Genomic DNA, 20,987 nt, shown 5'->3' on the forward strand with positions numbered 1-20,987 from the left:
CAAGTGCCCGAAAAGGTTCAGTCGCGCGACCAGCCCCGCACGATCTTGAGCAGCGCCTCGACGTTTTCGATCGGGGTGTGCTGGCCAATGCCGTGGCCGAGATTGAACACGTGCGGGCGGTCGGCGAAGGCTTCGAGCACGCGGTGAGTCTGCTTTTCCAGCTCCGGCCCACCCGCCAGCAACAGCAGCGGATCGAGATTGCCCTGCACCGGCATGCCCGCCGGCATCTCGCGCGCGGCCCACAGCGGGTCGATGGTCTCGTCCACGCCGACGGCATTGACGCCGGTCTCGCGGGCATAGGCGGCAAGCTTTTCGCCCGCGCCCTTGGGGAAGCCGATCACCGGAACGTGCGGATAGCGGCGCTGCATTTCCGCCGCGATCTTCGCATTGGGCTCGATCACCCAGCGCTCGAACTCGGCAGGCGCAAGGCTGCCCGACCATGAATCGAACAGCTGCAAGCCTTCGGCGCCGGCTTCGACCTGACCCGAAAGGTACTCGATCGTCACTTGCGTGATCGCATCGATGATTGCCTGGAACTGGCCGGCATCGCGATAGGCCAGCGCACGGGTGTCGTGGTGATCGCGGCTGCCTTCGCCGGCGACCATGTACGTCGCCACTGTCCACGGTGACCCGGCAAAGCCCAGCAGTGTCGTCTCAGGGCCGATCTGCGCCTTCACCTTGGCCACCGTCTCGTAGATCGGGGAAAGGCGCTCAGGCACCGCGACAAGGCTGTCCAGCGCCACGTCGAGCAGGCGCGGCGAAAGATCCGGGCCTTCGCCAACGAGGAACCTGAGGTCCTGCCCCATCGCATAGGGCACGATCAGGATGTCCGAGAACAGGATCGCGCCATCGAAGCCGAAGCGGCGGATCGGCTGCACAGTCACTTCGGCCGCGGCGTCGGTATCATAGACAAGCGCGAGGAAACCGCCCTTTTCGGCGCGCAACTCGCGGTATTCGGGCAGGTAGCGCCCCGCCTGGCGCATCAGCCAGATCGGCCGACGGGAAAGATTCTCACCCTGAAGTGTCCTGAGCAACGGGCCGGGCATTTCGATCCAATCCACTAAAATAGATTCTTAGAATCAGGTTGAAGGTGTTTGTTGGCCCTGTGGAAACCGGGGATTGCCTGTCACTGCCCGATTTGTGAGTCCGCTTCCACACTTTTTGCTGTTCGCGACTCTGGACAGCATATGAGTCAACGCGAAGTTCTCACCGCTCTCCACAGGCTGGGGAAAACGCTGTCCACTTGTCCACAAATGGCCCTGAACAGGACTCGGATCGAGAGTGAATCTCACGCTGAAACTTGTCCCTGACTCTGTCCCGTGGTTTATCGGTGCTGTTTCCACAGAGTCATCCCGACCCCGTCCGGACCCCCTGCCGGACACCCTTTGAAAGTCCGCAAATGCAGCGTCTGCACCTGCACCTCCTGTCGGATTCCACCGGCGAAACACTGGAAATGATCGCCAAGGCGGCGCTTGCGCAGTTCGATGGCGCCGACGTGGTCCGGCATTTCTGGCCGATGGTCCGCTCGATGCAGCATCTTGACCGCATCATGGGCGAAATTGCCGCAAATCCGGGGCTCGTGCTGTTCACGCTGGTCAATGCCGAAACCCGCGCCCGGCTGGAGCAGCGTTGCGCTGCATTGGGCTTGCCGATGGTCCCGGCACTCGATGCCGTGACCGACGCGCTCGAGCAGCAGCTCGGGGTTCAGGCCAAGGCCCGGCCGGGCCGCCAGCACATGATGGACGAGGCCTATTTCGCGCGCGTCGATGCGATCCAGTTCACCATCGCCCATGATGACGGAGTGAACTGGGAAAATTGGGAAGAGGCCGACATCGTGCTGGCCGGCGTTTCGCGCAGTTCGAAGACGCCGACCTCGATCTACCTTGCCAACCGCGGCTACAAGGTCGCCAACATCCCGATCGTGGTGGAAAGCCCGCCGCCGTCGATGCTGTTTTCCTTGCGCCGCCCGATGGTGGTTGGCCTCACCACCAGCCCGGAACGCCTGATCGCGGTGCGTCGCAATCGGCTGCTGTCCTTGAATCAGGCGCCCGAGACTGCCTATGTCGACAACGAACAGGTGACGCGCGAAGTGCAATACGCGCGGCGCATGTTTGCCGACAACGGCTGGCCGGTGATCGACGTCTCGCGCCGCTCGATCGAGGAAACCGCTGCCGCCGTGATCAATCTCTACAACGAACGCGGCGCTGCGGGCGGCAGCGGCGATGGAGCAAAACCGATATGACACTGGTACTGGCGAGCCAGAGCTTCTCGCGCCGGATGATGCTCGAGGCGGCAGGCGTGCCGTTCGAGACGCGTTCGTCCGACGTCGATGAAGGTGCGATCAAGCGCGAGCTGATCGGCGTTACCGGCTGCCAGATCGCCAGCGTGCTTGCCGAAGCCAAGGCCTTTGCCGTGTCGCTCGCCATGCCCGGACGCCTGGTGCTCGGCGGGGATTCGATGGTCGAGGTGTGCGGCCGCCAGTTCGACAAGCCTACGAGCCGCGAGAACGCTGCCGAGCATCTCGAATTCTTCTCCGGCAAGGACATGCACCTCCATTCCGCCGCCGTTCTGATGCGCGATGGCAAGGTGGTGTGGAAAACCTGCGAGACCGCAAACTTAAGGGTTCGCACGCTTTCTCCCCAATTTATCCAGAGCTATCTCGACAGGGAATGGCCGGAGGTTTCCGGCTGCGTCGGCGTGTTCCGCATCGAGGCGCTGGGCGTGCAACTGTTTGAAACGATCGAAGGCAGCCACTTCACTGTGCTGGGGATGCCGCTATTGGCGCTGCTCGGTGCATTGCGCGAACAGGGTGAGTTGCCGTCTTGAGTCTTCCCTATGCCGAAGTGATCGGCGATCCGATCGCTCAGTCCAAGTCTCCGGTGATCCACGGTTTCTGGCTGGAAAAGCTCGGCCTTTCGGGGCGCTATGATCGCGCCCATGTGAAGGCCGAAGAGCTCGCCGACTATCTCGCCGCGCGCCGCACCGATCCCGACTGGCGCGGCTGCAATGTCACCATGCCGCACAAGCAGGCGGTGATTCCGCTTCTCGACCGGCTCGATCCGCTGGCCGAGAGCATCGGCGCCGTGAACACCGTGGTGCCAGAAGACGGAGCGCTGGTTGGCTACAATACCGACGCGCCCGGCTTCCTCGAACCCCTGCGCGAGGAACTGGCCAAGACCCACTACTTCCGCATGGCCCGCGTTCTCGGCACGGGCGGCGCGGCGCGGGCGATCATCGCCGCGCTGGCGGACGAGCACATCGTCGTGGTGCTGGCCGGCCGCAACGTCGACAAGGCCCGCGCCCTGCTCGACGAACTCGACCCGCAGGGCGAACACCACGTCGCCCCGCTCGATCATTTCGCCGACGCCACCGACTTCGCCTTCGACAATCGCGAAGGCTGCTTCGATCTCGTGGTCAATGCCTCCTCGCTAGGCATGACGGGGCAAGCGCCGCTCGCCTTCGACATGAGCCACGCCCCGCCCGGCTCGGTGTTCTACGACATCGTCACCAGCCCGCTCGAAACCGAATTCCTGAAATCCGCGAAGGCCGCCGGATTCCGCACGGTCGATGGCCTGTCGATGCTGATCGGACAGGCCGATCATGCCTTCCGCCGCTTTTTCGGCGCCGTCCCACCACGCGGAGAAGCGGACGCCGACCTTCGGGCAAGGATACTGGCATGAGCCGCCCTTACATCCTCGGCCTCACCGGTTCGATCGGCATGGGCAAGTCCGCCGTGGCGCTGATGCTGCGCGAACTGGGCGTGCCGGTGTTCGATGCCGATGCCGCCGTCCACCATCTCCAGGGACCGGGCGGAGAGCTGCTCCCGGCCATCGAGCAAGCCTTCCCCGGCACCACCGGACCCGAAGGGGTCAAGCGGCAGGAGCTGGGCGTGCAGGTCTTCGGCGATCCGGAAGCGTTGAGGCGGCTGGAGGCCATCGTCCACCCCGCGGTCGCGCGGCTGCGCCATGCCTTCATGGTCGAGCATATGGCCGAGCCGCTCGTCGTCTTCGACATTCCGCTGCTGTTCGAAAAGGGCCATGGGGCCGATCTCGACGCGGTCATGGTCGTCTCCGCCCCCGCCGAGGTGCAGCGGCAGCGCGTGCTCGCCCGCCCCGGCATGACGCCCGAAAAGTTCGCCCACATTCTCTCTCTGCAAGTGCCCGACGCCGAGAAGCGCGCGCGCGCCACCCACGTGATCGATACCGGCGTCACCCTTGCCGAGACCGAGGCGCAAGTCGCCGCGCTGGTTGCGGCCATCCGGGAAAAAAACCCCCGCCGGTAACCTTCGCAACCCCTTGTCAGCCCGCCACGAGGGGTCCACATATTCTTCAATGCGTGAGATCGTTTTCGATACCGAGACGACCGGACTGGACCCGAAAAGCGGGGATCGGCTGGTCGAGATCGGCTGTGTCGAAATGGTCAACCGGGTGCCTACTGGCCAGGTTTTCCATTGTTATTTCAATCCCGAACGCGACATGCCGGCCGAGGCCGAGGCCGTCCACGGCCTGTCATCCACGTTCCTGTCCGACAAGCCCAGGTTTGCCGCCGAGGCTGACGCGCTGCTCGACTTCCTCGGCGACTCGCCGCTGGTCGCCCACAACGCCGGATTCGATTTCGGCTTCATCAACAACGAGCTGGAAATGTGCGGGCGCGAACCCGTCAGCCGTGATCGCATGGTCGATACGGTGGCGATCGCCCGGCGCAAGCACCCCGGTGCCAAGCTCAGCCTCGATGCCTTGTGCACCCGCTACGGCATAGACCGCAGCCACCGCACCAAGCACGGGGCGCTATTGGACGCGGAACTGCTCGCCCAGCTCTATGTAGAGCTGATGGGCGGGCGGCAGATCGGCCTCGAACTGGCGGCAGATGCCGCTGGCGCAGCCGGTCTTGTTGTGGTGGAGGAGTCGATCACCGTCACCTCCAGCCTGACCCGCACCTTCCGTTCCCCGCGCCCGCATGCCGCGAGCGCCGAGGAGCTTGCCCGTCATGCCGAATTCATGGCGGGCTTTGCCGAGCCGATCTGGTCGCGCTGAAACCAAGCCGCAGTGCGGATGGTTCAGCAAGACCGGGCGTCTCGCCCGAGTGACAGGAGAAGTGACTTATGGATATTCGCGTTTCGGGACACCAGGTCGAAACCGGCGCTGCACTGCAGACCCATGCCGAGGAGCGCCTTGGCGCCATCGTCGACAAGCACTTTTCCCGAGCGCTTTCCTCGAACGTCACCTTGGGCAAGGCCCCGCACGGGGGCTTCCGATGTGATATCGTCACGCATGTGACGCAGGGCCTGATCCTCAAGGGCAGCGCCGTGGCGCAGGACGCCCACGTCGCGCTCGATCAGTCGGCCGAGAAGATCGAGAAGCAGCTGCGCCGCTATCGCCGCCGCATCAAGGACCGCCACGAAGGCGCCGATCACGCCCGCAAGGCCGAGGAAGCTGCGTTCGAACCGCAGGAAGCGGCCTATACCGTCTTCGTCCACGACGAGGTGAGCGAGGATGAACCGGCCGACGCACCGCTGGTCATCGCCGAAACCCGTGTCGACGTGCCCACCGCCAGCGTCTCGGACGCGGTGATGATGCTCGACTTGCGCAATACCAATGCGCTGCTGTTCAAGAACGCCGGCACCGGCATGCACAACATGGTCTATCGCCGCGGTGACGGTTCGATCGGCTGGGTCGAACCGAAGTAGATCGGGCCAGGATAATGAAGGAGGGGGGTGTTCCGCCGCCCCCTTCGCATTCGGTCGGAGCATCGCTGCACAAACCGATTGCGCTTGCCTTCCCCCGCATTCGGGAGCATGGCGCGCCCCAATTCACCGTGCCTTTGCACTCATGTGATACGTTTTTTCGTATGTCGGCTCTGTTCCAACTCGATCCACAAGCTGTCCGCGTCATCCGCGCCGATTCCAAGCAGCAGATCCTTGCCGATCTCGCCGCCTGCTTCGCGTCGGTCTACGCGCTTGACGCCGAAGTGGTCATCGACGGGATCGAGGAGCGCGAAAAGCTTGGCAGCACGGGCTTTGGCAGGGGCGTTGCCATTCCCCACGCCCGTATCGACGGTCTGGAACGGCCGGTTGCGGTGTTCTTCCGGCTAGAGAATCCGGTCGAATTCGCCGCCGCCGATGGCATGCCGGTCGATTGCGTGTTCGGCCTGCTCTCGCCCTCGCAGGCGGGTGCCACACATCTTCAGGCCCTCGCGGCGATCTCGCGCCTGATGCGCGACGAACGCATGCACGAGCGTCTGGTCTCAGCCACTGATGCCGACGCGATCTACGGGCTGCTCGTCAACGTCATCGATCGCGATGCCGCCTGAGGACGGCGCCGATAGCGCAAGCCTGCACTGGCGCGCGCTGGAAGGCCTTTACGCTTCGGCGCCGGTCAACAGCCTGTTCGAATCGCGGCTGGAAATTATCGGTGAAGGCCTGTCCCGCATCCATTTCGATGTCTCGCCATCCTGCTTCCACGCTGCAGGTGCCGCCCATGGCACGATCTATTTCAAGATGCTCGACGACGCGGCGTTCTACGCGGCGAATACGCTGGTTACCGACCGTTTCCTGCTGACCACTTCGTTCAACCTGTTCTTCAGCCGCCCGATCAAGGGCGGGCGCGTCACTGCGGAAGGGCATTGGGTCTCGGGACGCCGTCGCGTGCTTGTGGCGGAAGCCCGCCTGATCGACGAGGACGGCGAGGAAGTGGGCCGTGGCACCGGTACGTTCCAGCGTTCGCGCATCCCCCTGTCCAGTCTCGATGGCTACAACGCCGGCCTGCGCGCCGCGCTCGCCTGATCGGCCAAATTGTGGACTCGCGGCTCCCGGCACATCTCGAAGTCCAGGGAATCGTCCGTGCCGTGCAGGCCGACGGCGGCTTCGGCATGGTGCTGCACAAGGGCGAACGCGATGGCGGCACCATACTGATTGTTATCTTGGAAAATCAGTCGCTTGGCGTGCTTTACGAGCGCATGCCAGACCTTGATGGACGCCGCAAATGGCGCGTTTTCAAGGTGCAAGTAACTGACAATAAACAGGAATTTGAAGACTATCTAAGCCGCAGAATGCAGCAGGATCCCGACGTGTGGATAGTCGAACTGACCGTCGCGGATCGCGAACGGTTCGTCCGGGACAACCTTTCTGCTGGCTGAACGCGGGTTGACTCTTCTGCAGCGCACAATAAAGGCCCCATACCGATTTTTGCGCAGGCGGTGACGGACGGCAGCAAGGCCCGACGCACTGGCACGCAGACGGGGGGCAACCGACATGGCCCTTCGGCAGTTCACCGGCACGCGGCATCGCTCGCGCTCACCGGTCTTTTGTCGCGCCATGGCAGGAAGCTCACCGCCCATTGACGACAAAGTATGAGCACGAAGTTCAAATACGCAGCCAGCTTGAGCATTGCTGCGACTTTTATCACAACGCTTCTCAGCACAGGCGGATCCCACGCCGCCGCGCAGTCCACCAATGTAGTGGGCATAACAACTCCGGTCGCAGTCACTGCGACGTTCATCTCCCAGCCCGTGGTTCAGCCCACTCCGATCCAGGCCGTTGCCACCGCAACGCCGGAAGCTGCCATCGAAGCTGAAGCCGCCGACGCGGCATCGCTTACCGAGCTGGTCGAGGAAACCCAGATTCCCGCTGCGCTTTCGAACGAGCTCGAGTGCCTTGCCGGCGCCGTCTACTTCGAAGCCAAGAGCGAAACCCTTGCCGGACAGCTTGCCGTCGGTCGCGTCATCGTCGCCCGCGCCAATTCCGGTCGCTTCCCCTCGTCGTACTGCGGCGTGGTCTACCAGCCCTCGCAGTTCTCGTTTGTTCGCGGCCACGGCATGCCGGCGATCAACCGCGACAGCCGCGCTTGGCAGACCGCCGTGCGCATCGCCAAGATCGCCGATGAAGGCCTGTGGAAGAGCCCGGTAGAAGGCGCAATGTTCTTCCACGCTGCCCACGTCTCGCCGCGCTGGGGCAAGACCCGCATTGCGCGCGTCGACAGCCACATCTTCTACCGCTGAAGATCGGCGCTGATTTCAGCTGCCTTGGACGGCAATGAAAAGGGCCGGTCCCCGCTGCGGGGCCGGCCCTTTTGCTATGTTCCTGACAGCCAACGTTGGAGTGATGCCCACCCCGCTGCGACTAAACTCGCCTGCGGCTCGCCAAGTCTCGCTCCCCTCCCGCAGGCGGGAGGGGTTGGGGGTGGGTTTGCAACGCAATCAATGCCGGAAGTGGCGCATTCCGGTGAAGACCATGGCGAGGCCGGCCTCGTCGGCAGCCTTGATCACGTCTTCGTCGCGGATCGAGCCGCCGGGCTGGATCACGCAGGTCGCGCCTGCTTCCACTGCCGCCATCAGGCCATCGGCAAACGGGAAGAACGCGTCCGAAGCCACGGCTGAGCCGACCGTGCGCACATCGGCAAAGCCGTGTGTCTCGGCCGCTTCCTTGGCCTTGGCAGCAGCAATGCGCGAGCTGTCGCGGCGGTTCATCTGGCCTGCGCCGATGCCGGCCGTCACGCCATCCTTGGCATAGACGATGGCGTTGGACTTGACGTGCTTGGCCACGGTCCAGGCGAACAGGGCGTCTTCCAGTTCCTGCTCGGTCGGCGCGCGCTTGGTCACGACCTTGAGGTCGGCCTTTTCGATCTTGCCGGCATCGCGATCCTGCACCAGCAGCCCGCCGGCAATCGGCACGGTCGTCAGGCCCTTGCGGTTGGCATCGGGCAGGCTGTCGATCAGCAGCAGGCGCAGGTTCTTCTTGCGGGCAAAGGCTTCCTTGGCCGCATCGTCCGCGCCGGGTGCGACGACGACTTCGGTGAAGATCTCGCAGATCGCGTTGGCGGTCGGCCCGTCGAGCGGCACATTGGTCGCCACGATACCGCCGAATGCCGAAACGGAATCGCACTCCAGCGCGTCCTTCCACGCATCGAGCAGGGTGTCCGCCGTGGCGACGCCGCAGGGGTTGGCGTGCTTGACGATGACCACCGTCGGCTTGGCTCCGGTGAACTCCGCCACCAGTTCCAGCGCGGCATTGGCGTCGTTGTAATTGTTGTAGGACAGCTCCTTGCCCTGCACCTGCGTCGCCTGCGGCAGGCCGGTGACGGCGGGGTTGCGCGGCACGTAAAGCGCCGCATCCTGGTGCGGGTTCTCGCCATAGCGCAACGTCGTCACGCGCGTGTGCGCGGCGGCGAGGACGGGCGGGAAGTGTTCGCCCTGATCGACCGTGGCAAACCATTGCGAGATCGCCGAGTCATAAGCGGCCGTCGCGGCATAGGCCTTGGCTGCCATCTTGCGGCGGAAGGCCAGCGTCGTTGCACCGCCGGTCTGCTCCAGCTCGCCCAGGAACGTTGCGTAATCGGCAGCGTCGGTCAGGATCGTCACATAGTCGTGGTTCTTGGCGGCAGAGCGCACCATCGAAGGCCCGCCGATATCGATGTTCTCGATCACCTCGTCACGCTCGGCACCCTTGGCCACGGTCGCCTCGAACGGATAGAGGTTGACCACGACAAGATCGATCGCGCCGATCTGGTGCTCGGCCATCGCGGCCGCATGTTCGGGATTGTCGCGCACGGCCAGCAAGCCGCCATGGATCGTGGGGTGCAGCGTCTTGACGCGGCCGTCCATCATTTCGGGAAAGCCGGTGTGCTCCGAAACGTCCTTCACGTTCAGGCCGGCATCGCGCAGCGCCTTGGCCGTGCCGCCGGTCGAAAGCAGTTCGACACCGCGCGCCGCCAGCGCCTTGCCAAGATCCACAAGACCGGACTTGTCGGACACCGAAAGCAGCGCCCGCTTGATCGTAACCTCGCTCACGTGGGAATTCCTATCTATCGCATCTTCTTCAGCAGCCAGGAGAAGCTCTCGCCGCTGCGGGGAACCTTGGCCGTCACGACCAATTGCCGCGTGCCGATAGGCCTTCCGAGCCCGTCTGCCCAGAGGGATTCCTCGATTCCGACCGCATCGCGGCCAGAGCGGAACTGCCACAGGCTGCCATCGGGCAGCGACAGCGTCACGCCCTTGCCATCCGCGCTGGCCGCCAGTTCGATATGCGGGCCGAGATGGAAGCGCAGGGCAACGCCGATCATCCCGCGCTTGCCCTTGCGCCCTGAGGGCACCAGCAGGTCCTCGCCGCGCAGCTCGGTGCCGTCATCGCGCAGGATCAGGATGCGGCGATGGGTCAGGCCATAGCGGCTGACATAACCATTGTGGCTCGCCTCGATCCGCGTCGCCCCCGGCCCTGCACCTTCGGCTGAAAGCGTGCGACGATCGACCTCGACCTCGGACACGCCCGATCCCAGCTTGCCGTTGATGAGCACGGCGGTGGAGTTGAAATCGTCGATCGTCAGCGTCGAATGGGCAGCCGTGGCGCGCAGGCCCTGTTCGAGCCGAAGCGGGATCATGCCGCCGGCAAAGGCCGCGCCGCCGCAGTTGACGATCAGCCGCTCACCTGCGTGGCTCAGTTCGAACGCCAGCGTGGAAGCGCAGCCATCGCGCGTATGCCGCGCCACCGGCGGCGGCCCTGCGTCGAACTGCAGCACCGCCTTGCCCGCCGTGGCGCGCTGATAGCCCCACTGCCGCGCATCGCGCAAAGGCCGCGTGCGGACACCGCTGGCGCGCACCAGTTCCTCGATCCGCTCGGCCGGGATCGCTCCCGCGCCCTGCCAGTTGCCGAGGCCGCCATCGCCATGGAGCAGCGCCAGCAGGGGCGGTACCAGCAGCGTCAGCATCGTCTGGATCTGCGGCAGCGGTTCGGCCCTGATCGCCTCGTAGCAGGCGCGCAGGTCCACCAGCAGCTCGATCGCCTCGATCTGGCAGAGCGGGCTGCGCGACAGCACGCCGCCATCGTCACCCACCAGCTCGCCCAGCGCCTTGACCAGCCCGGCTTCGCCATAAAGGCGGCGCGCCTTGCCGTCGGCCATGAGCAGGCCGACCGCGACCAGCGCACACCAGCCCGCCACTTCGGAAAGCCGGTCGTCGGCCTTGGTCACGCGGCGGTCCAACCAGCGCGCCGTGTCCTCGATCGTGTGCAGCACCCGCGTCCGGAACGCGCGGTCTTGGCCTGAAAGGATCAGCGGCGCGTGGACCATCCAGTTAAGCAGGCGGTGGCCGACATTGCCCACGTCCCATGCCGGCGTCGGGTCCGGCTTGGGATTGGCGGCGAGCCAGGTCTGGAGAATGCGCTCGGCCACTTGCGCGCATTGCGCCCGGGTGCCGCCGGATTCGAGATCGCGCAGCCAGCGAAAGCCATGGACCATTCGCTCGAACGATGGCGACAGGCGGGGCCCCGAAAAGGCCGTGTCGGCGATCGGCGACTTGTAGCCGTGGACCAGGAAATGCCCGGCGCGCAGGGCCTTGCCCGCTGCGGCATCGCCCGGCAGCGGCGGCGTGACGGTGGCCGTCAACCGCGTGCGGGCGCGCTTGCGGAACGGGTGTATCGCGCTGGCCGGAAGGCCAAGGCTGTAGGCGAAGCGCACCAGCCTGTCGCCTGCACCGATCGCTGGCGGCGCAAAGTCGGCCAGGGCAAGCGCGCGCCCCGGCTCGATCACCGCCGGGTCCGGACGGTCATCGTCAAGCGCAACGTAGCGACTGCTTGCCTCGGGCGTCGGATCGGCCAGCGGTTCCTCCTTCGTCGCATCGAGCGGAATGGCAGGCGTGGGGGCGGAACGGCCAGCCTCCGCCAGGCGACTTCCAACTTCGGGGAAGCCGCCGGTCTTCATCTCAGGCCTGCCCCGCGCCGATGGCCTTCAGCCCGGCAATGTTGGCCGCATATTGCGAAGGCCCGCCCTTGAACGTGGCGGTGCCGGCGACCAGCACGTCGGCACCGGCGTCGACGCAGGAACGGATCGTGCGGGTATCGACCCCGCCATCGACCTCGAGGTGGATATCACGGCCCGACTTGTCGATCATCTTCCGCACCGCCTCGATCTTGCGAAGCTGGCTGGAAATGAAGCTCTGCCCGCCAAAGCCGGGATTGACGCTCATGATCAGGACCAGATCGACATCATCGATAAGGTAATCGAGCATCTTCGCCGGGGTTCCGGGATTGAGCGATACGCCGGCCTTCTTGCCGAGGCCCTTGATTGCCTGAACCGTGCGATGAATGTGCGGCCCCGCCTCGGGATGGACCGTTATGATGTCCGCACCGGCATCGGCAAAGGCCTGGAGGTAGGAATCGACCGGCGAGATCATCAGGTGCACGTCGAACGGCTTGGTGGTGTGCGGGCGCAGCGCCTTTACGACCATCGGCCCGATCGTGATGTTGGGCACGAAGTGACCGTCCATCACGTCGACGTGGATCCAGTCTGCCCCGGCTGCATCGATCGCGCGCACTTCCTCGCCCAGCTTGGCGAAGTCTGCGGAAAGGATCGACGGCGAAATCAGCGGGGTCATCTGGTCATCTTCCTGCGGCGGGTGGCAGGCAGATTGGTAAACGCTCATGCGCTCAGGCATAGCCACCCCATGCCATGCGCTTACCTTTGGCGAATCGGCGGAACAAGCACTATCGGCCTCATTATCCACACGGAATGTCCCGCTTTGGAGGCGGTTCTTGGGATGAACGGCAGGCGAGGCGAGAGTTCAGCCGCTATTCACGGCACGAATCTTACTTAACGAACCAGCCAACCGCCGTTATTGGAAGCGGCGGGGAAGAAAAGAGGCGCTGCGTGGGCTTCCGTTGGAAGCGCGTGGATCAAGCGGTTGCCGCAGGAAACATCGAAATCGGGGCTTTTTGACATGACCAAGCCGGGACGGCTGCGCGCTGCAGCCGCTTTGACTGCCACTGCACTCGCCGCCACTCTGATGGGCGGAAGCACTGCTGCCAGTGCGGCTGGCCCGAACTGTGCCGGGCCGGTGAGCGACACCTGGATAAACGTCACCATTGACGGCGTGCGCAACGGCAACGGCCTGATGGCCGTGACGCTCTATGCTGACGAGCCGCGCAAGTTCCTCGTCAAGAAGGGCTCGATGTACGTTGGCCGTGTCGATGCCACGGCACCGGAAACGCGCATGTGCCTTTATGTGCCCAAGCCAGGCGTCTATGCCCTGGCCGTCTATCATGACGAGGATGCAAGCCGGAACATCAAGCGCAGCGGCGTTCTTGGCCTGCCCGAGGAAGGCTTCGGCTTTTCCAACAACCCGCCGACGATCGCGAGCATTCCCTCGTTCCGCTCGGTGCGCCTGAACATCTCGAAGACCGGCCTCGCGACCCGCATCCACCTCAAGTATCCTTGATGGGATAAGCCTGCCTCCTCCCCTCCCGCAGGCGGGAGGGGCTGGGGGTGGGTCTTTCAATTTGTCACGCAAAGGCGCGAAGATGCTGCGCCAGAAGCGGAAATTGCATGTATTGCAGCTGGGTCATGCGAAAGATTGATCGAGCCGCGTAGTCGACAGCGCGACAACTTCGCGCCTTTGCGGCTTCGCGTTATAATCAAAAAAACCGGCTCACTCGCCCGCCGGCACGCCGATATCCGCGAAGGTGCGCGCGAGGTGCCACGGCGCCAGCTCTTCCGCCAGCGCATGGGCGCGCGGATCGTCGACGTCCATCCACCAGGCATCCTCGATGTCCATCGTGCCCGCACGGCCCGCATCGGCAAGGCGCTGCATGCCGTCCGAAAGGCTGCCGGGCTTGCCTTCGGCAATCGCTTCGTGGATTGCCTTGGCCAGATCCGGCGTGGCCAGAAACGCGCCGCAATCGACCGCGTCATAGGGCGCGATGGTCTTGCCGATGGCGGTGATCATGCCATCGTCGTCCATCTTCACCCACGTCGCGTCCTCGGGATCGACCAGCGGGTTGTCGATGCGACGGTCAACCGCCAGCGTCACGGCGCAGTCCGGCCGGTGTTCGTGGATCAGCCGCTCCAGAATGTCGGCATCGAACATGTGGTCGGCCATCATCAGCAGATAGTTGCCGTCGCAGCGCGTGGCTCCGGCCATCACCGAATGGCCGTTGGGCGTCGACCAGTTGGTCAGCCGCACCGGTACGATCTCGACCCCGGCGCGCATCGAAAGATCGGCCAGGAAACCTTCGAGCAGTTCGGCCTGATGGCCGGTCACCACGACGACGCGCGTGACACCGGCCTGCATGGCCTGCCGCACGCCGATTTCGATCAGCGGCACGCCCGCAACCGGCGTCAGCGGCTTCGACGGTGATAGTTCGGCAAGGCGGCTGCCGAAACCGGCAGCGATGATCAGCGCATCCATGGTCGCCTCGGGTAGAGGTTTCGGCGGCAAATGAAAAGGCCGACCAGACGAAACGTCGGGCCGGCCTTTCAATCCGTCAGCGAAGCTGTCGCTTATTCAGCGGCGAGCTTCTCCACCGAAGCGTACTCGTCAACCATCTGGGCGGCGACGTCGTCGTTGAACTGCTGCGGCGGGTGCTTGCAGAAGTAGGCCGACGGGCCGATCAGCGCACCACCTTCGCCACGGTCAAGCGCGACCTTGCAGCAACGGATCGCGTCCATCACGCAAGCGGCCGAGTTCGGGCTGTCTTCAACCGACAGGCGCAGTTCCAGGTTCATCGGAACGTTGCCCCACTGCTGGCCTTCCATGCGGATGAAGCACAGCTTGTTGTCCTTCTGCCACGGAACATAGTCCGAAGGACCGACGTGGATGTTCTCGTCCTCGAGACGCGTGGCGAGCATTGCCTGCACGGCCTCGGTCTTCGATTCCTTCTTGCTGCCCAGACGCTGGCGGTCGAGCATGTTCATGAAGTCGGTGTTGCCACCGGTGTTGAGCTGGTAGGTGCGCTCGACGTTGACGCCGCGGGCAGCGAACAGGCTCGACAGCACGCGGTGAACGATCGTTGCACCGACCTGCGCCTTGATGTCGTCGCCGACGATCGGGATGCGCTTTTCGCGGAACTTCGCTTCCCATTCCGGGGTCGAAGCGATGAACACGGGCATGCAGTTGACGACGGCAACGCCGGCTTCAAGCGCGCATTCCATGTAGAATTCGGTGGCTTCCTGCGAACCGACGGGGAGGAAGTTCAGGAGAACTTCGGCGCCCGAGTCCTTCAGGGCCTTGACGATGTCGGCCTGGGTGGCTTCGGGCTCGTCAGCGACGATGAAGCCCTTTTCGCCAACCGAGGTCATGTGCGCGGCAACGCCGTCCGACACGCGACCCATGATCACCTTGCCGCCAGTGGTCGGCACGTTGGGCTGGAACACGGTGGTGTTGTTCGGAGCAGCGAAGATGGCTTCGGCAATGTCCTTGCCGACCTTGCGCGCGTCGACGTCGATGCCGAGCACGAAGTCCACGTCACCGGCGCCATAGCCGCCAATGCGGTCGTGGATGAGGCCCTGCGACGAGTTGTTGCTGCGATAGTAGGCTACACCCTGCACCAGCGAGCTAGCGCAGTTGCCCACGCCGATCATGGCGACCTTGATTGGCTTCATGAAAAACGATCCCTTCAGACAGGCGCCCTGCGGCGGCTGTAATCAAACTGCCTCAAAATACCGAAATGCCATCGAATGCAAGCCGAATCCTCAGTCCGTCAAGACGAAGCGGAGAACCGCCGGTCATGGCAGACCTTGCAATCCCCACTCCCTGCTCGCAATCGCGCCGCCTGCGCTGCACCAAAGTATGGGCGCGCAAACCACAGCAATTTCCGATGGGACCGCGCCCTTAACCGAAAAAAGCTGCCAGCGATAGCCCGTTTCGCCAGATGCCCTTCACAAGCTGGTAACAGCGTCGGCAACCGTTGCAATATGGTCACCAAGCTCGGCCAGGCTGGTCAGGGTCCGGGTGCCCGGAACCGCCCGTTCGAAGTCTTCGGGGCCGAAGGCATCGGTCAGTAGGGCACGAAAACGCACCCCTGCGGCGGCCGCGATGTGGGCGTCGTTCGGTGAATCTCCGGTGAACAGAAACGCGGACCGGTCGATTCCGAAGCGTGCCTCGATTGCCGTGAAGTGCGGCTCGCCCTTGGCAAAGCCGGCATCGCCTGCCGACGGCGCGCGGTATCCCAAGGCGCAGTCGACCGGCCAATCGCGGGCCAGGCGCTCGACATAGTGTTCAAGATTGTTCGAGGAGATGACCACGAGCAGGCCGGAATCACGCCACTGTTGCAGCAGCGCGGCGGTGTCTGCGGCAATGGCAATCCCGGTGAGGTAGCCGTCCTTCCAATCCTCGAATCGTTGTGCGACCGGGTCGGTATCCTGCCCGGGGTAAAGCTGGCGCAACTGCTTTTCGAACGGCAGGCCCGAAGTTGCGAAATAGGAGCGGCGGGCCTCGGCAAAGGGCGTGCCGAAGGATTCTTCCATCAATTGCGCCGCACGGTCGGCGTAGTCCTCCATCGTCGGCACCAGCGTACCGTCGAGATCGAAGACCAGAACGCGGACGTCAGGCTCCTGAATCACGCAGTCAGGCTTTCGCGCGCGACCGCCAGATCCTCGGGCGTGTCGACCTCGAACCACTTGAGTCCCGAAAGCCAGCGCACCTGCGGCGCGGTCGCCACGTCCTGCGCCAGTTCGTGCAGCACCATCTCGACCGAGGCGGTGGCCAGGTCCTTGGTCTCACGCACCCGCTCGAACGCGGCCCAATATGCGTCGCGCGCTGCCTCGCGCACAAAGGTCGTGCCGATATAGGCGCCGTCGTACTTGGGCAGGGTCTTGGAAATGGCCTGCAGCGCGCCGTCCTTCTCGATGACCTTCATCTCGTCGGGCAGGACCGGCCGTTCACGCTCGCAGGCGACAGCCACTGTCGCGCCGCCGGCTGCGGTGGTGAAGTGACGGGTGTACATGTCGGACGGAAAGAGGTGGTCGGCGTTGGTCAGCACGAAGGGCGCATCCCCGATCAGCGCCCGCGCCGCACCCAGCGAGGTCAGGTTCCCGGCCTCCAGCTGCGTATTGCGCACAGTCCGCACCGGGGCGTTCCCCCACTCGGCCGCGATGTGATCCTCGATCAGCTGCGCGCGATAGCCGGTCACCACGATGACGTCGTCAGCCACCGCCAGCAGGGCTTCGATCGCGAAATCGAGACAGGTGCGCGAGGCGACCGCCATCAGCGGCTTGGGCAGGGACTCGGTCGCATCGCCGAGCCGACTGCCACGGCCCGCAGCAAGGATAACACCTTTCATGTTTTCTCACGGTTCCTTGTTGCGGTCGTTGCTTGCGCTAATTTGGGGGAACGCAGCGCGTCGCGCAAGGGGTGGGGCTGATTGATGCCGCGTTGCAGCACCAAAGGGTGCCCCAGTTGCAACAGGGTTGCGCCCGAGTTGAAGGGGAGTTGCGGGGGAGTTGCCCCAGAGTTGAGGGGGAGTTGGGGGAGAGTTGGAAACGCCGGCTCAGAGCTGGCGCATGTGTGGCGGCAGCAGCAGGCCCTCGCTGTCGGCGGCGATCAGCGGCGCGCACCAGGCCACTGCGCCAAGCCAGATGCACAGCCCGCCAAGCAGCATTCCCGGCAGCACCCAGGCAAGACCGAGCAGGCAGAACACGCAGGCGACAAGCACATAGACGTCGCGCTTGAACAGGCGCTCCAGCGTCAGCGTGACGCTCTGCAGGACGGGGCGCCCCTCCAGCCTGCGTTCCAGCGCGGCGCGCAGAACGTCGAAGCTGCCGCGCTTGGGGCCGATGCGGACAAGGATGCTCATGGCAACGATGCCGCAGACCAGCAGCACCACGCAGGCCAGCGCAATCCAGCCATATTCCGGGCCATAAGTGCGGATCACCCCGGTCATCAGGCCGATCACGAAGCCGAGGTTGGCCACCATGTCGCATGCGGTATCGAGCAGCGCGCCGCGCCGGCTCATCGCCCATGAAACGCGGGCAATGTCGCCATCGACGCAATCGGTGACGGAGACCGCCTGGAACAGGAAACCGCCCAGCGCCAGCCATTCGACGCCGCCCTGTCCCAGTATGACCGCCATCACCATCGCCAGCGCGAGGGTGAACCAGGTGATGGGATCGGGACCAAGGCCGAGCTTCATTGCCAGCGCCGACATGCGGAACGAGATCGGCCGGTTGATCCAGCGACCAACCGGTCCCTCGGTGGGCTTCAGTGTTGCGCGCAGCAGTGCCAGGACGGTGGCATGGTCGGTCTCGCCGCGAATCAGGCGTGGATCGCCGCGGACCAGGACCAGCGCCGGATCCTCGCGCAGGGCTTCGAGCGCGGCCTTGGTGGGCTGCGCATCGGCTGGCAGCAGCGCGGTGCCGGGAGGCAGCGGCGTCGAGGCAGCGACGCAGGTGACTTGCGGCAAGGGGCGTGCGCGCATCGCAAAGCTGCGCTGCCAGTCCTCGGGAACCGGGGAATCGGCGAGAATCACGATTTCGCTGGCGCCGGTGAGATCGGCAAGAATCACCGCTCGCGCCACGCCACTGATGCCACCGATGCGGCGGCGCAGGTAGGGACTTGCCGGAATCGCGACGGAAAACGGGGTATTCAAGCGTGCGTGCCTCATCCAGAGCCATCAGGCCCTTTCCACGGCCTATAGACACGGCTACCTGATGCGCCAAGCCAGCATCGTCGGGATGCATGCTGGCTGGCCAAGGCATTCAAGGGGTCGCAAGGGTGAACGCGGGAAATCGGACCGGGGCGATCGAACGCCCCAAGCGTCCGCGGGAATTGCAGGATGGACTGAACTACCATCTCTACCATCCGCTGGCATGGCGGCTGGCGCGGCTTCTTGCGCATACGCCGCTCACGCCGAACATGGTCTCGGTCTTCGGTGGCTTGCTCGTCGTGGCGGCGGGCGTGGTCTATTTCAACATGGATTCGACCGGCGGCACATGGGCATTGGGCTGGCCGATGGGGGCAATGCTGGGCATGGCCCTGCACATGAGCTGGCACGTGGTCGATGGCGCCGACGGCGATCTGGCGCGGATCACCGGCAGGACCAGCCCGATCGGCGAGATGGTCGACGGCATCTGCGATTATGCCAGCCACATCGTGCTCTACGTGCTGCTCGCCTTCGTGCTGACGCGGCAGATCGGGTCGGGGCAGGCCTGGGCATGGACCTTGGCGGCTGGCGCCAGCCATATCGTGCAGTCCAACCATGTCGAGGTGCAGCGCCGGTTCTACCAGTACTGGACCTATGCCGTGCCCTGGCTCAACAACGCCAAGGACAACAACGCCGGCCTGTTCGGAGAAAAGACGCTGTTTTCCCGCCTGTTTGAACCGATCGCGCGCGGATACCTGTTCCTCGCCGCCGGGATGACGCCGCATGCCCGACAGATCGACGAAGCAGTGCGCCAGGCGCTGGCGGCGGACGACAAGGCGCGGCTCGAGGCCATCCGTGCCGAAGTGGCGCGCGAGCAGAAGCCACTGCTCGATTTCCTTAAGCTGCTCGGGCCGAATCCGCGCGCCATCGTGCTGGGGCTGGGGATGATTGCCGGCAGCCCGGTCTATTACTTCTTCTATCAGGTGGTGGTGCTCAACCTGCTGCTGCTGATCTCGGTGCAGTTGCACAACCGCGCGGCCACGCGCACCGCGTCGAGGGTCTGATCAGCTGACGCGGTAACGGTTGAGCGAGAGCACGCCCGGCTGCGCCTTGCGCCAGATCATCACGAAGCCGGCGTAGAACAGCAGCGCGATCAGCGGCGAAACTGCCTTGGTCACCAACGGATGCGCGCCCATCAGCGCCGTACCCTTGGCAAGACCGCCGAGCCACATGCCGAGCAGCACGGCCGCCCCGGCTGCGAGCACGGGGATTGCGGCATGGAACGGATGCGGGCGCACGCCGAGGCCCGAAAGCCAGTGCCGCCGCATGAAGGACGCCACCAGCGCCGCCAGCAGCATGGCCAGCGCCGCGCCGAGAATGCCGTATGCCGGAGTCAGCAGCGGGATGGCGAATCCCGCGATCACGATCAGGATCAGGTTGACCTGCAGGGCAAGCGCAGGTCGGCGGTAGTAGAGGATCAGTTCGGACACCCCGAATGCGCCATTGACCGTTTCGGCCAGCACCATCGCCAGCAGCGCGGCATAGCCGCCGGCATAATGCGCCCCGAACAGGTCGAGCAGGGCTTCGCCGGTTGCCGCCATCAGCAGGACGACGCCGAGCTGGATGGTCAGGATCACGCGCGTTGCCGCCGCCGTGGCCTTGCCGGTGGCGATGTCGCCATCGGTCATCATGGTGCGCGCCGTGAGCGGGGTGAGGATGCCGTCGAAAGCCTGGCGAACCTGCAGGATCGGCGTGCGCAGCTGGCGCAGCACGCCATAGACGCCCACCGCAGCATCGCCGAGCAGGAAGCCGACGAGATAGAGATCGATGCGCTGGGCCAGAGTGGTCAGGAAGTCGCTGCCGCTGGCCGGCGCCAGGGCGCGGGCGCGGCGGAGCAGTTCGGCCGGGTGCGGACGCCAGCGCCGCAGGCCAAGCGGACCGAGGCAATGCCGCGCGCTCCACACCGAGAACAGGGCCAGCGCGATGGACCCGGCCCAGTAGCCGATGATCATGCCAGTCTGTTCAAAGCCCAGATACCACGCGCCGAAGGCCACGGCGGTCAGTACATAAGGTTCGACAAGGCCGCGCGCGATGACCTCGTAGCGCATCTTGTGGGTCCAGCGGGTGGCGGCGAGCGCGACATCGCCGGTGATCTGGCCGAGCACGGCGGGCGCGATCAGGGCAAGCGCGAGGCGCAGGCTTTCGGACACTAGGCCATCCGGCAGCGCCTGTGCGCCAAGAACCAGCAGCATCGAGACTGCGATTCCGGCAATCGCGGCCAGCAGCAGCGCATCGAGCAGGACATGGGTGGCGCTTCGCGGGGCAGTGTCTGGCGTCGTTTCTTCCAACCAGGGGAAGATCATGCGCTTCAGCCCGAGGCTGGCGATCGGCACGGCCAGTTCGACCATGGCGCTGGCCATTGTGAACACGCCGTAGTTGGCCGCGCCATAGAGCCGCGCGCCGACATAGAGGAACGAGGCGCGCGCGGCGAAGCGGATCACGAAGCTCAGGGCGTTCGATCCCGCGCCGCGCGCGATTACTGTCTGTGAGCCCCGGTCTGCCGTCATTGCGCCCGCGCGCTTGGCGGCAAATGCGCGCAGGCGCAAGGGTGCCGGGCTGTGTGGAGGGCGGTCAGGCCGGGTCGCGC

At 64.8% G+C, this 20,987-nt stretch carries 22 protein-coding genes; 12 read left to right on the top strand and 10 right to left on the bottom strand.

What is annotated here, in order from left to right:
* Positions 1 to 17: 17 nt before the first annotated feature.
* A complete protein-coding gene (hemE, locus tag C7W88_RS05550; protein WP_118074595.1) occupies positions 18 to 1,046 on the bottom strand; it encodes a uroporphyrinogen decarboxylase in 1,029 nt (342 codons plus the stop codon).
* Between the two features lie 353 nt (positions 1,047 to 1,399).
* Between hemE and C7W88_RS05555 the strand changes: the two genes are divergently transcribed.
* The 10 genes from C7W88_RS05555 (at position 1,400) to C7W88_RS05600 (ending at position 7,995) form a co-directional block, all read left to right on the top strand.
* Complete coding sequence (locus C7W88_RS05555; RefSeq protein WP_118072808.1) at positions 1,400 to 2,242, top strand: pyruvate, water dikinase regulatory protein; 843 nt, start codon at positions 1,400 to 1,402, stop codon at positions 2,240 to 2,242.
* On the top strand, positions 2,239 to 2,826 hold the full coding sequence (locus C7W88_RS05560; RefSeq protein ID WP_118072809.1) for a nucleoside triphosphate pyrophosphatase: 588 nt from the start codon (positions 2,239 to 2,241) through the stop codon (positions 2,824 to 2,826). Before C7W88_RS05555 ends, C7W88_RS05560 begins: the two co-directional genes overlap by 4 nt.
* On the top strand, positions 2,823 to 3,680 hold the full coding sequence (gene aroE, locus C7W88_RS05565; protein ID WP_118072810.1) for a shikimate dehydrogenase: 858 nt from the start codon (positions 2,823 to 2,825) through the stop codon (positions 3,678 to 3,680). Before C7W88_RS05560 ends, aroE begins: the two co-directional genes overlap by 4 nt.
* On the top strand, positions 3,677 to 4,282 hold the full coding sequence (gene coaE, locus C7W88_RS05570; protein WP_118072811.1) for a dephospho-CoA kinase: 606 nt from the start codon (positions 3,677 to 3,679) through the stop codon (positions 4,280 to 4,282). The genes aroE and coaE overlap by 4 nt, the downstream gene beginning before the upstream one ends.
* 49 nt (positions 4,283 to 4,331) lie before the next feature.
* A complete protein-coding gene (gene dnaQ / locus C7W88_RS05575) occupies positions 4,332 to 5,033 on the top strand; it encodes a DNA polymerase III subunit epsilon (RefSeq protein WP_118072812.1) in 702 nt (233 codons plus the stop codon).
* A gap of 68 nt (positions 5,034 to 5,101) precedes the next feature.
* Positions 5,102 to 5,686, top strand: a complete 585-nt coding sequence (hpf, locus tag C7W88_RS05580; RefSeq protein WP_118072813.1) for a ribosome hibernation-promoting factor, HPF/YfiA family — start codon at positions 5,102 to 5,104, stop codon at positions 5,684 to 5,686.
* Positions 5,687 to 5,847: 161 nt separating this feature from the next.
* Positions 5,848 to 6,309 carry a PTS sugar transporter subunit IIA gene (locus C7W88_RS05585; protein ID WP_118072814.1) on the top strand — a complete coding sequence of 154 codons (462 nt, stop codon included), beginning with the start codon at positions 5,848 to 5,850 and terminating at the stop codon, positions 6,307 to 6,309.
* The gene (locus tag C7W88_RS05590; protein WP_118072815.1) at positions 6,299 to 6,781 is read left to right on the top strand and encodes a PaaI family thioesterase; all 483 of its coding nucleotides are present in this window, start codon (positions 6,299 to 6,301) and stop codon (positions 6,779 to 6,781) included. The genes C7W88_RS05585 and C7W88_RS05590 overlap by 11 nt, the downstream gene beginning before the upstream one ends.
* 11 nt (positions 6,782 to 6,792) lie before the next feature.
* Entirely contained in the window at positions 6,793 to 7,134 is a 342-nt protein-coding gene (locus C7W88_RS05595; RefSeq protein WP_118072816.1) for a DUF1491 family protein, read from the top strand.
* A 372-nt stretch (positions 7,135 to 7,506) separates the two neighbouring features.
* Complete coding sequence (locus tag C7W88_RS05600) at positions 7,507 to 7,995, top strand: cell wall hydrolase (protein WP_370073194.1); 489 nt, start codon at positions 7,507 to 7,509, stop codon at positions 7,993 to 7,995.
* A gap of 198 nt (positions 7,996 to 8,193) precedes the next feature.
* On the opposite strand, the gene purH is transcribed toward C7W88_RS05600, so the two are convergent.
* The 3 genes from purH to rpe are packed head-to-tail and all read right to left on the bottom strand — an operon-like array spanning position 8,194 to position 12,360.
* Positions 8,194 to 9,783: a bifunctional phosphoribosylaminoimidazolecarboxamide formyltransferase/IMP cyclohydrolase gene (purH, locus tag C7W88_RS05605; RefSeq protein ID WP_118072818.1), complete on the bottom strand. Its 1,590-nt coding sequence runs from the start codon at positions 9,781 to 9,783 to the stop codon at positions 8,194 to 8,196.
* A 14-nt stretch (positions 9,784 to 9,797) separates the two neighbouring features.
* On the bottom strand, positions 9,798 to 11,687 hold the full coding sequence (locus C7W88_RS05610; protein ID WP_118072819.1) for a heparinase II/III family protein: 1,890 nt from the start codon (positions 11,685 to 11,687) through the stop codon (positions 9,798 to 9,800).
* Position 11,688: 1 nt separating this feature from the next.
* Positions 11,689 to 12,360, bottom strand: coding sequence for a ribulose-phosphate 3-epimerase (gene rpe / locus C7W88_RS05615; protein ID WP_118074596.1), 672 nt, complete (start codon positions 12,358 to 12,360; stop codon positions 11,689 to 11,691).
* 342 nt (positions 12,361 to 12,702) lie between these two features.
* Here rpe and C7W88_RS05620 point away from each other — a divergent pair, with 342 nt between their 5' ends.
* Complete coding sequence (locus C7W88_RS05620) at positions 12,703 to 13,200, top strand: DUF2141 domain-containing protein (RefSeq protein ID WP_118072820.1); 498 nt, start codon at positions 12,703 to 12,705, stop codon at positions 13,198 to 13,200.
* Between the two features lie 210 nt (positions 13,201 to 13,410).
* Here C7W88_RS05620 and C7W88_RS05625 read toward each other — a convergent pair whose 3' ends face one another.
* The 5 genes from C7W88_RS05625 to C7W88_RS05645 all read right to left on the bottom strand — a co-directional run bounded on the left by C7W88_RS05625 (position 13,411) and on the right by C7W88_RS05645 (position 18,346).
* Positions 13,411 to 14,169, bottom strand: coding sequence for an NTP transferase domain-containing protein (locus C7W88_RS05625; protein WP_118072821.1), 759 nt, complete (start codon positions 14,167 to 14,169; stop codon positions 13,411 to 13,413).
* 92 nt (positions 14,170 to 14,261) lie between these two features.
* The gene (locus C7W88_RS05630; RefSeq protein WP_118072822.1) at positions 14,262 to 15,362 is read right to left on the bottom strand and encodes an inositol-3-phosphate synthase; all 1,101 of its coding nucleotides are present in this window, start codon (positions 15,360 to 15,362) and stop codon (positions 14,262 to 14,264) included.
* 276 nt (positions 15,363 to 15,638) lie between these two features.
* Positions 15,639 to 16,322: an HAD family hydrolase gene (locus C7W88_RS05635; protein ID WP_118072823.1), complete on the bottom strand. Its 684-nt coding sequence runs from the start codon at positions 16,320 to 16,322 to the stop codon at positions 15,639 to 15,641.
* Positions 16,319 to 17,041, bottom strand: a complete 723-nt coding sequence (locus tag C7W88_RS05640) for an NTP transferase domain-containing protein (protein WP_118072824.1) — start codon at positions 17,039 to 17,041, stop codon at positions 16,319 to 16,321. Before C7W88_RS05640 ends, C7W88_RS05635 begins: the two co-directional genes overlap by 4 nt.
* A gap of 207 nt (positions 17,042 to 17,248) precedes the next feature.
* Positions 17,249 to 18,346 carry a CDP-alcohol phosphatidyltransferase family protein gene (locus C7W88_RS05645; protein WP_162895926.1) on the bottom strand — a complete coding sequence of 366 codons (1,098 nt, stop codon included), beginning with the start codon at positions 18,344 to 18,346 and terminating at the stop codon, positions 17,249 to 17,251.
* Between the two features lie 125 nt (positions 18,347 to 18,471).
* On the opposite strand from C7W88_RS05645, the gene C7W88_RS05650 reads away from it, so the two are divergent.
* On the top strand, positions 18,472 to 19,404 hold the full coding sequence (locus C7W88_RS05650) for a CDP-alcohol phosphatidyltransferase family protein (protein ID WP_240344845.1): 933 nt from the start codon (positions 18,472 to 18,474) through the stop codon (positions 19,402 to 19,404).
* Here the strand turns inward: C7W88_RS05650 and C7W88_RS05655 are convergent, their stop codons facing one another.
* Positions 19,405 to 20,907 carry a lipopolysaccharide biosynthesis protein gene (locus C7W88_RS05655; protein WP_205525255.1) on the bottom strand — a complete coding sequence of 501 codons (1,503 nt, stop codon included), beginning with the start codon at positions 20,905 to 20,907 and terminating at the stop codon, positions 19,405 to 19,407. It lies immediately after the preceding gene.
* Positions 20,908 to 20,987 lie beyond the last annotated feature (80 nt).

Source organism: Novosphingobium sp. THN1 (genome assembly GCF_003454795.1).
Lineage (GTDB): Bacteria > Pseudomonadota > Alphaproteobacteria > Sphingomonadales > Sphingomonadaceae > Novosphingobium.

Bases quoted from the DNA above. Each gene is read 5' to 3' on its own strand.
- C7W88_RS05610 (WP_118072819.1), bottom strand. From the start codon at position 11,687: ATGAAGACCGGCGGCTTCCCCGAAGTTGGAAGTCGCCTGGCGGAGGCT.
- C7W88_RS05560 (WP_118072809.1), top strand. From the start codon at position 2,239: ATGACACTGGTACTGGCGAGCCAGAGCTTCTCGCGCCGGATGATGCTC.
- rpe (WP_118074596.1), bottom strand. From the start codon at position 12,360: ATGACCCCGCTGATTTCGCCGTCGATCCTTTCCGCAGACTTCGCCAAG.
- C7W88_RS05585 (WP_118072814.1), top strand. From the start codon at position 5,848: ATGTCGGCTCTGTTCCAACTCGATCCACAAGCTGTCCGCGTCATCCGC.
- C7W88_RS05620 (WP_118072820.1), top strand. From the start codon at position 12,703: ATGACCAAGCCGGGACGGCTGCGCGCTGCAGCCGCTTTGACTGCCACT.
- C7W88_RS05640 (WP_118072824.1), bottom strand. From the start codon at position 17,041: ATGAAAGGTGTTATCCTTGCTGCGGGCCGTGGCAGTCGGCTCGGCGAT.
- C7W88_RS05555 (WP_118072808.1), top strand. From the start codon at position 1,400: ATGCAGCGTCTGCACCTGCACCTCCTGTCGGATTCCACCGGCGAAACA.
- dnaQ (WP_118072812.1), top strand. From the start codon at position 4,332: ATGCGTGAGATCGTTTTCGATACCGAGACGACCGGACTGGACCCGAAA.
- C7W88_RS05630 (WP_118072822.1), bottom strand. From the start codon at position 15,362: ATGAAGCCAATCAAGGTCGCCATGATCGGCGTGGGCAACTGCGCTAGC.
- C7W88_RS05625 (WP_118072821.1), bottom strand. From the start codon at position 14,169: ATGGATGCGCTGATCATCGCTGCCGGTTTCGGCAGCCGCCTTGCCGAA.
- hpf (WP_118072813.1), top strand. From the start codon at position 5,102: ATGGATATTCGCGTTTCGGGACACCAGGTCGAAACCGGCGCTGCACTG.
- C7W88_RS05590 (WP_118072815.1), top strand. From the start codon at position 6,299: ATGCCGCCTGAGGACGGCGCCGATAGCGCAAGCCTGCACTGGCGCGCG.
- coaE (WP_118072811.1), top strand. From the start codon at position 3,677: ATGAGCCGCCCTTACATCCTCGGCCTCACCGGTTCGATCGGCATGGGC.
- C7W88_RS05655 (WP_205525255.1), bottom strand. From the start codon at position 20,907: ATGACGGCAGACCGGGGCTCACAGACAGTAATCGCGCGCGGCGCGGGA.
- hemE (WP_118074595.1), bottom strand. From the start codon at position 1,046: ATGCCCGGCCCGTTGCTCAGGACACTTCAGGGTGAGAATCTTTCCCGT.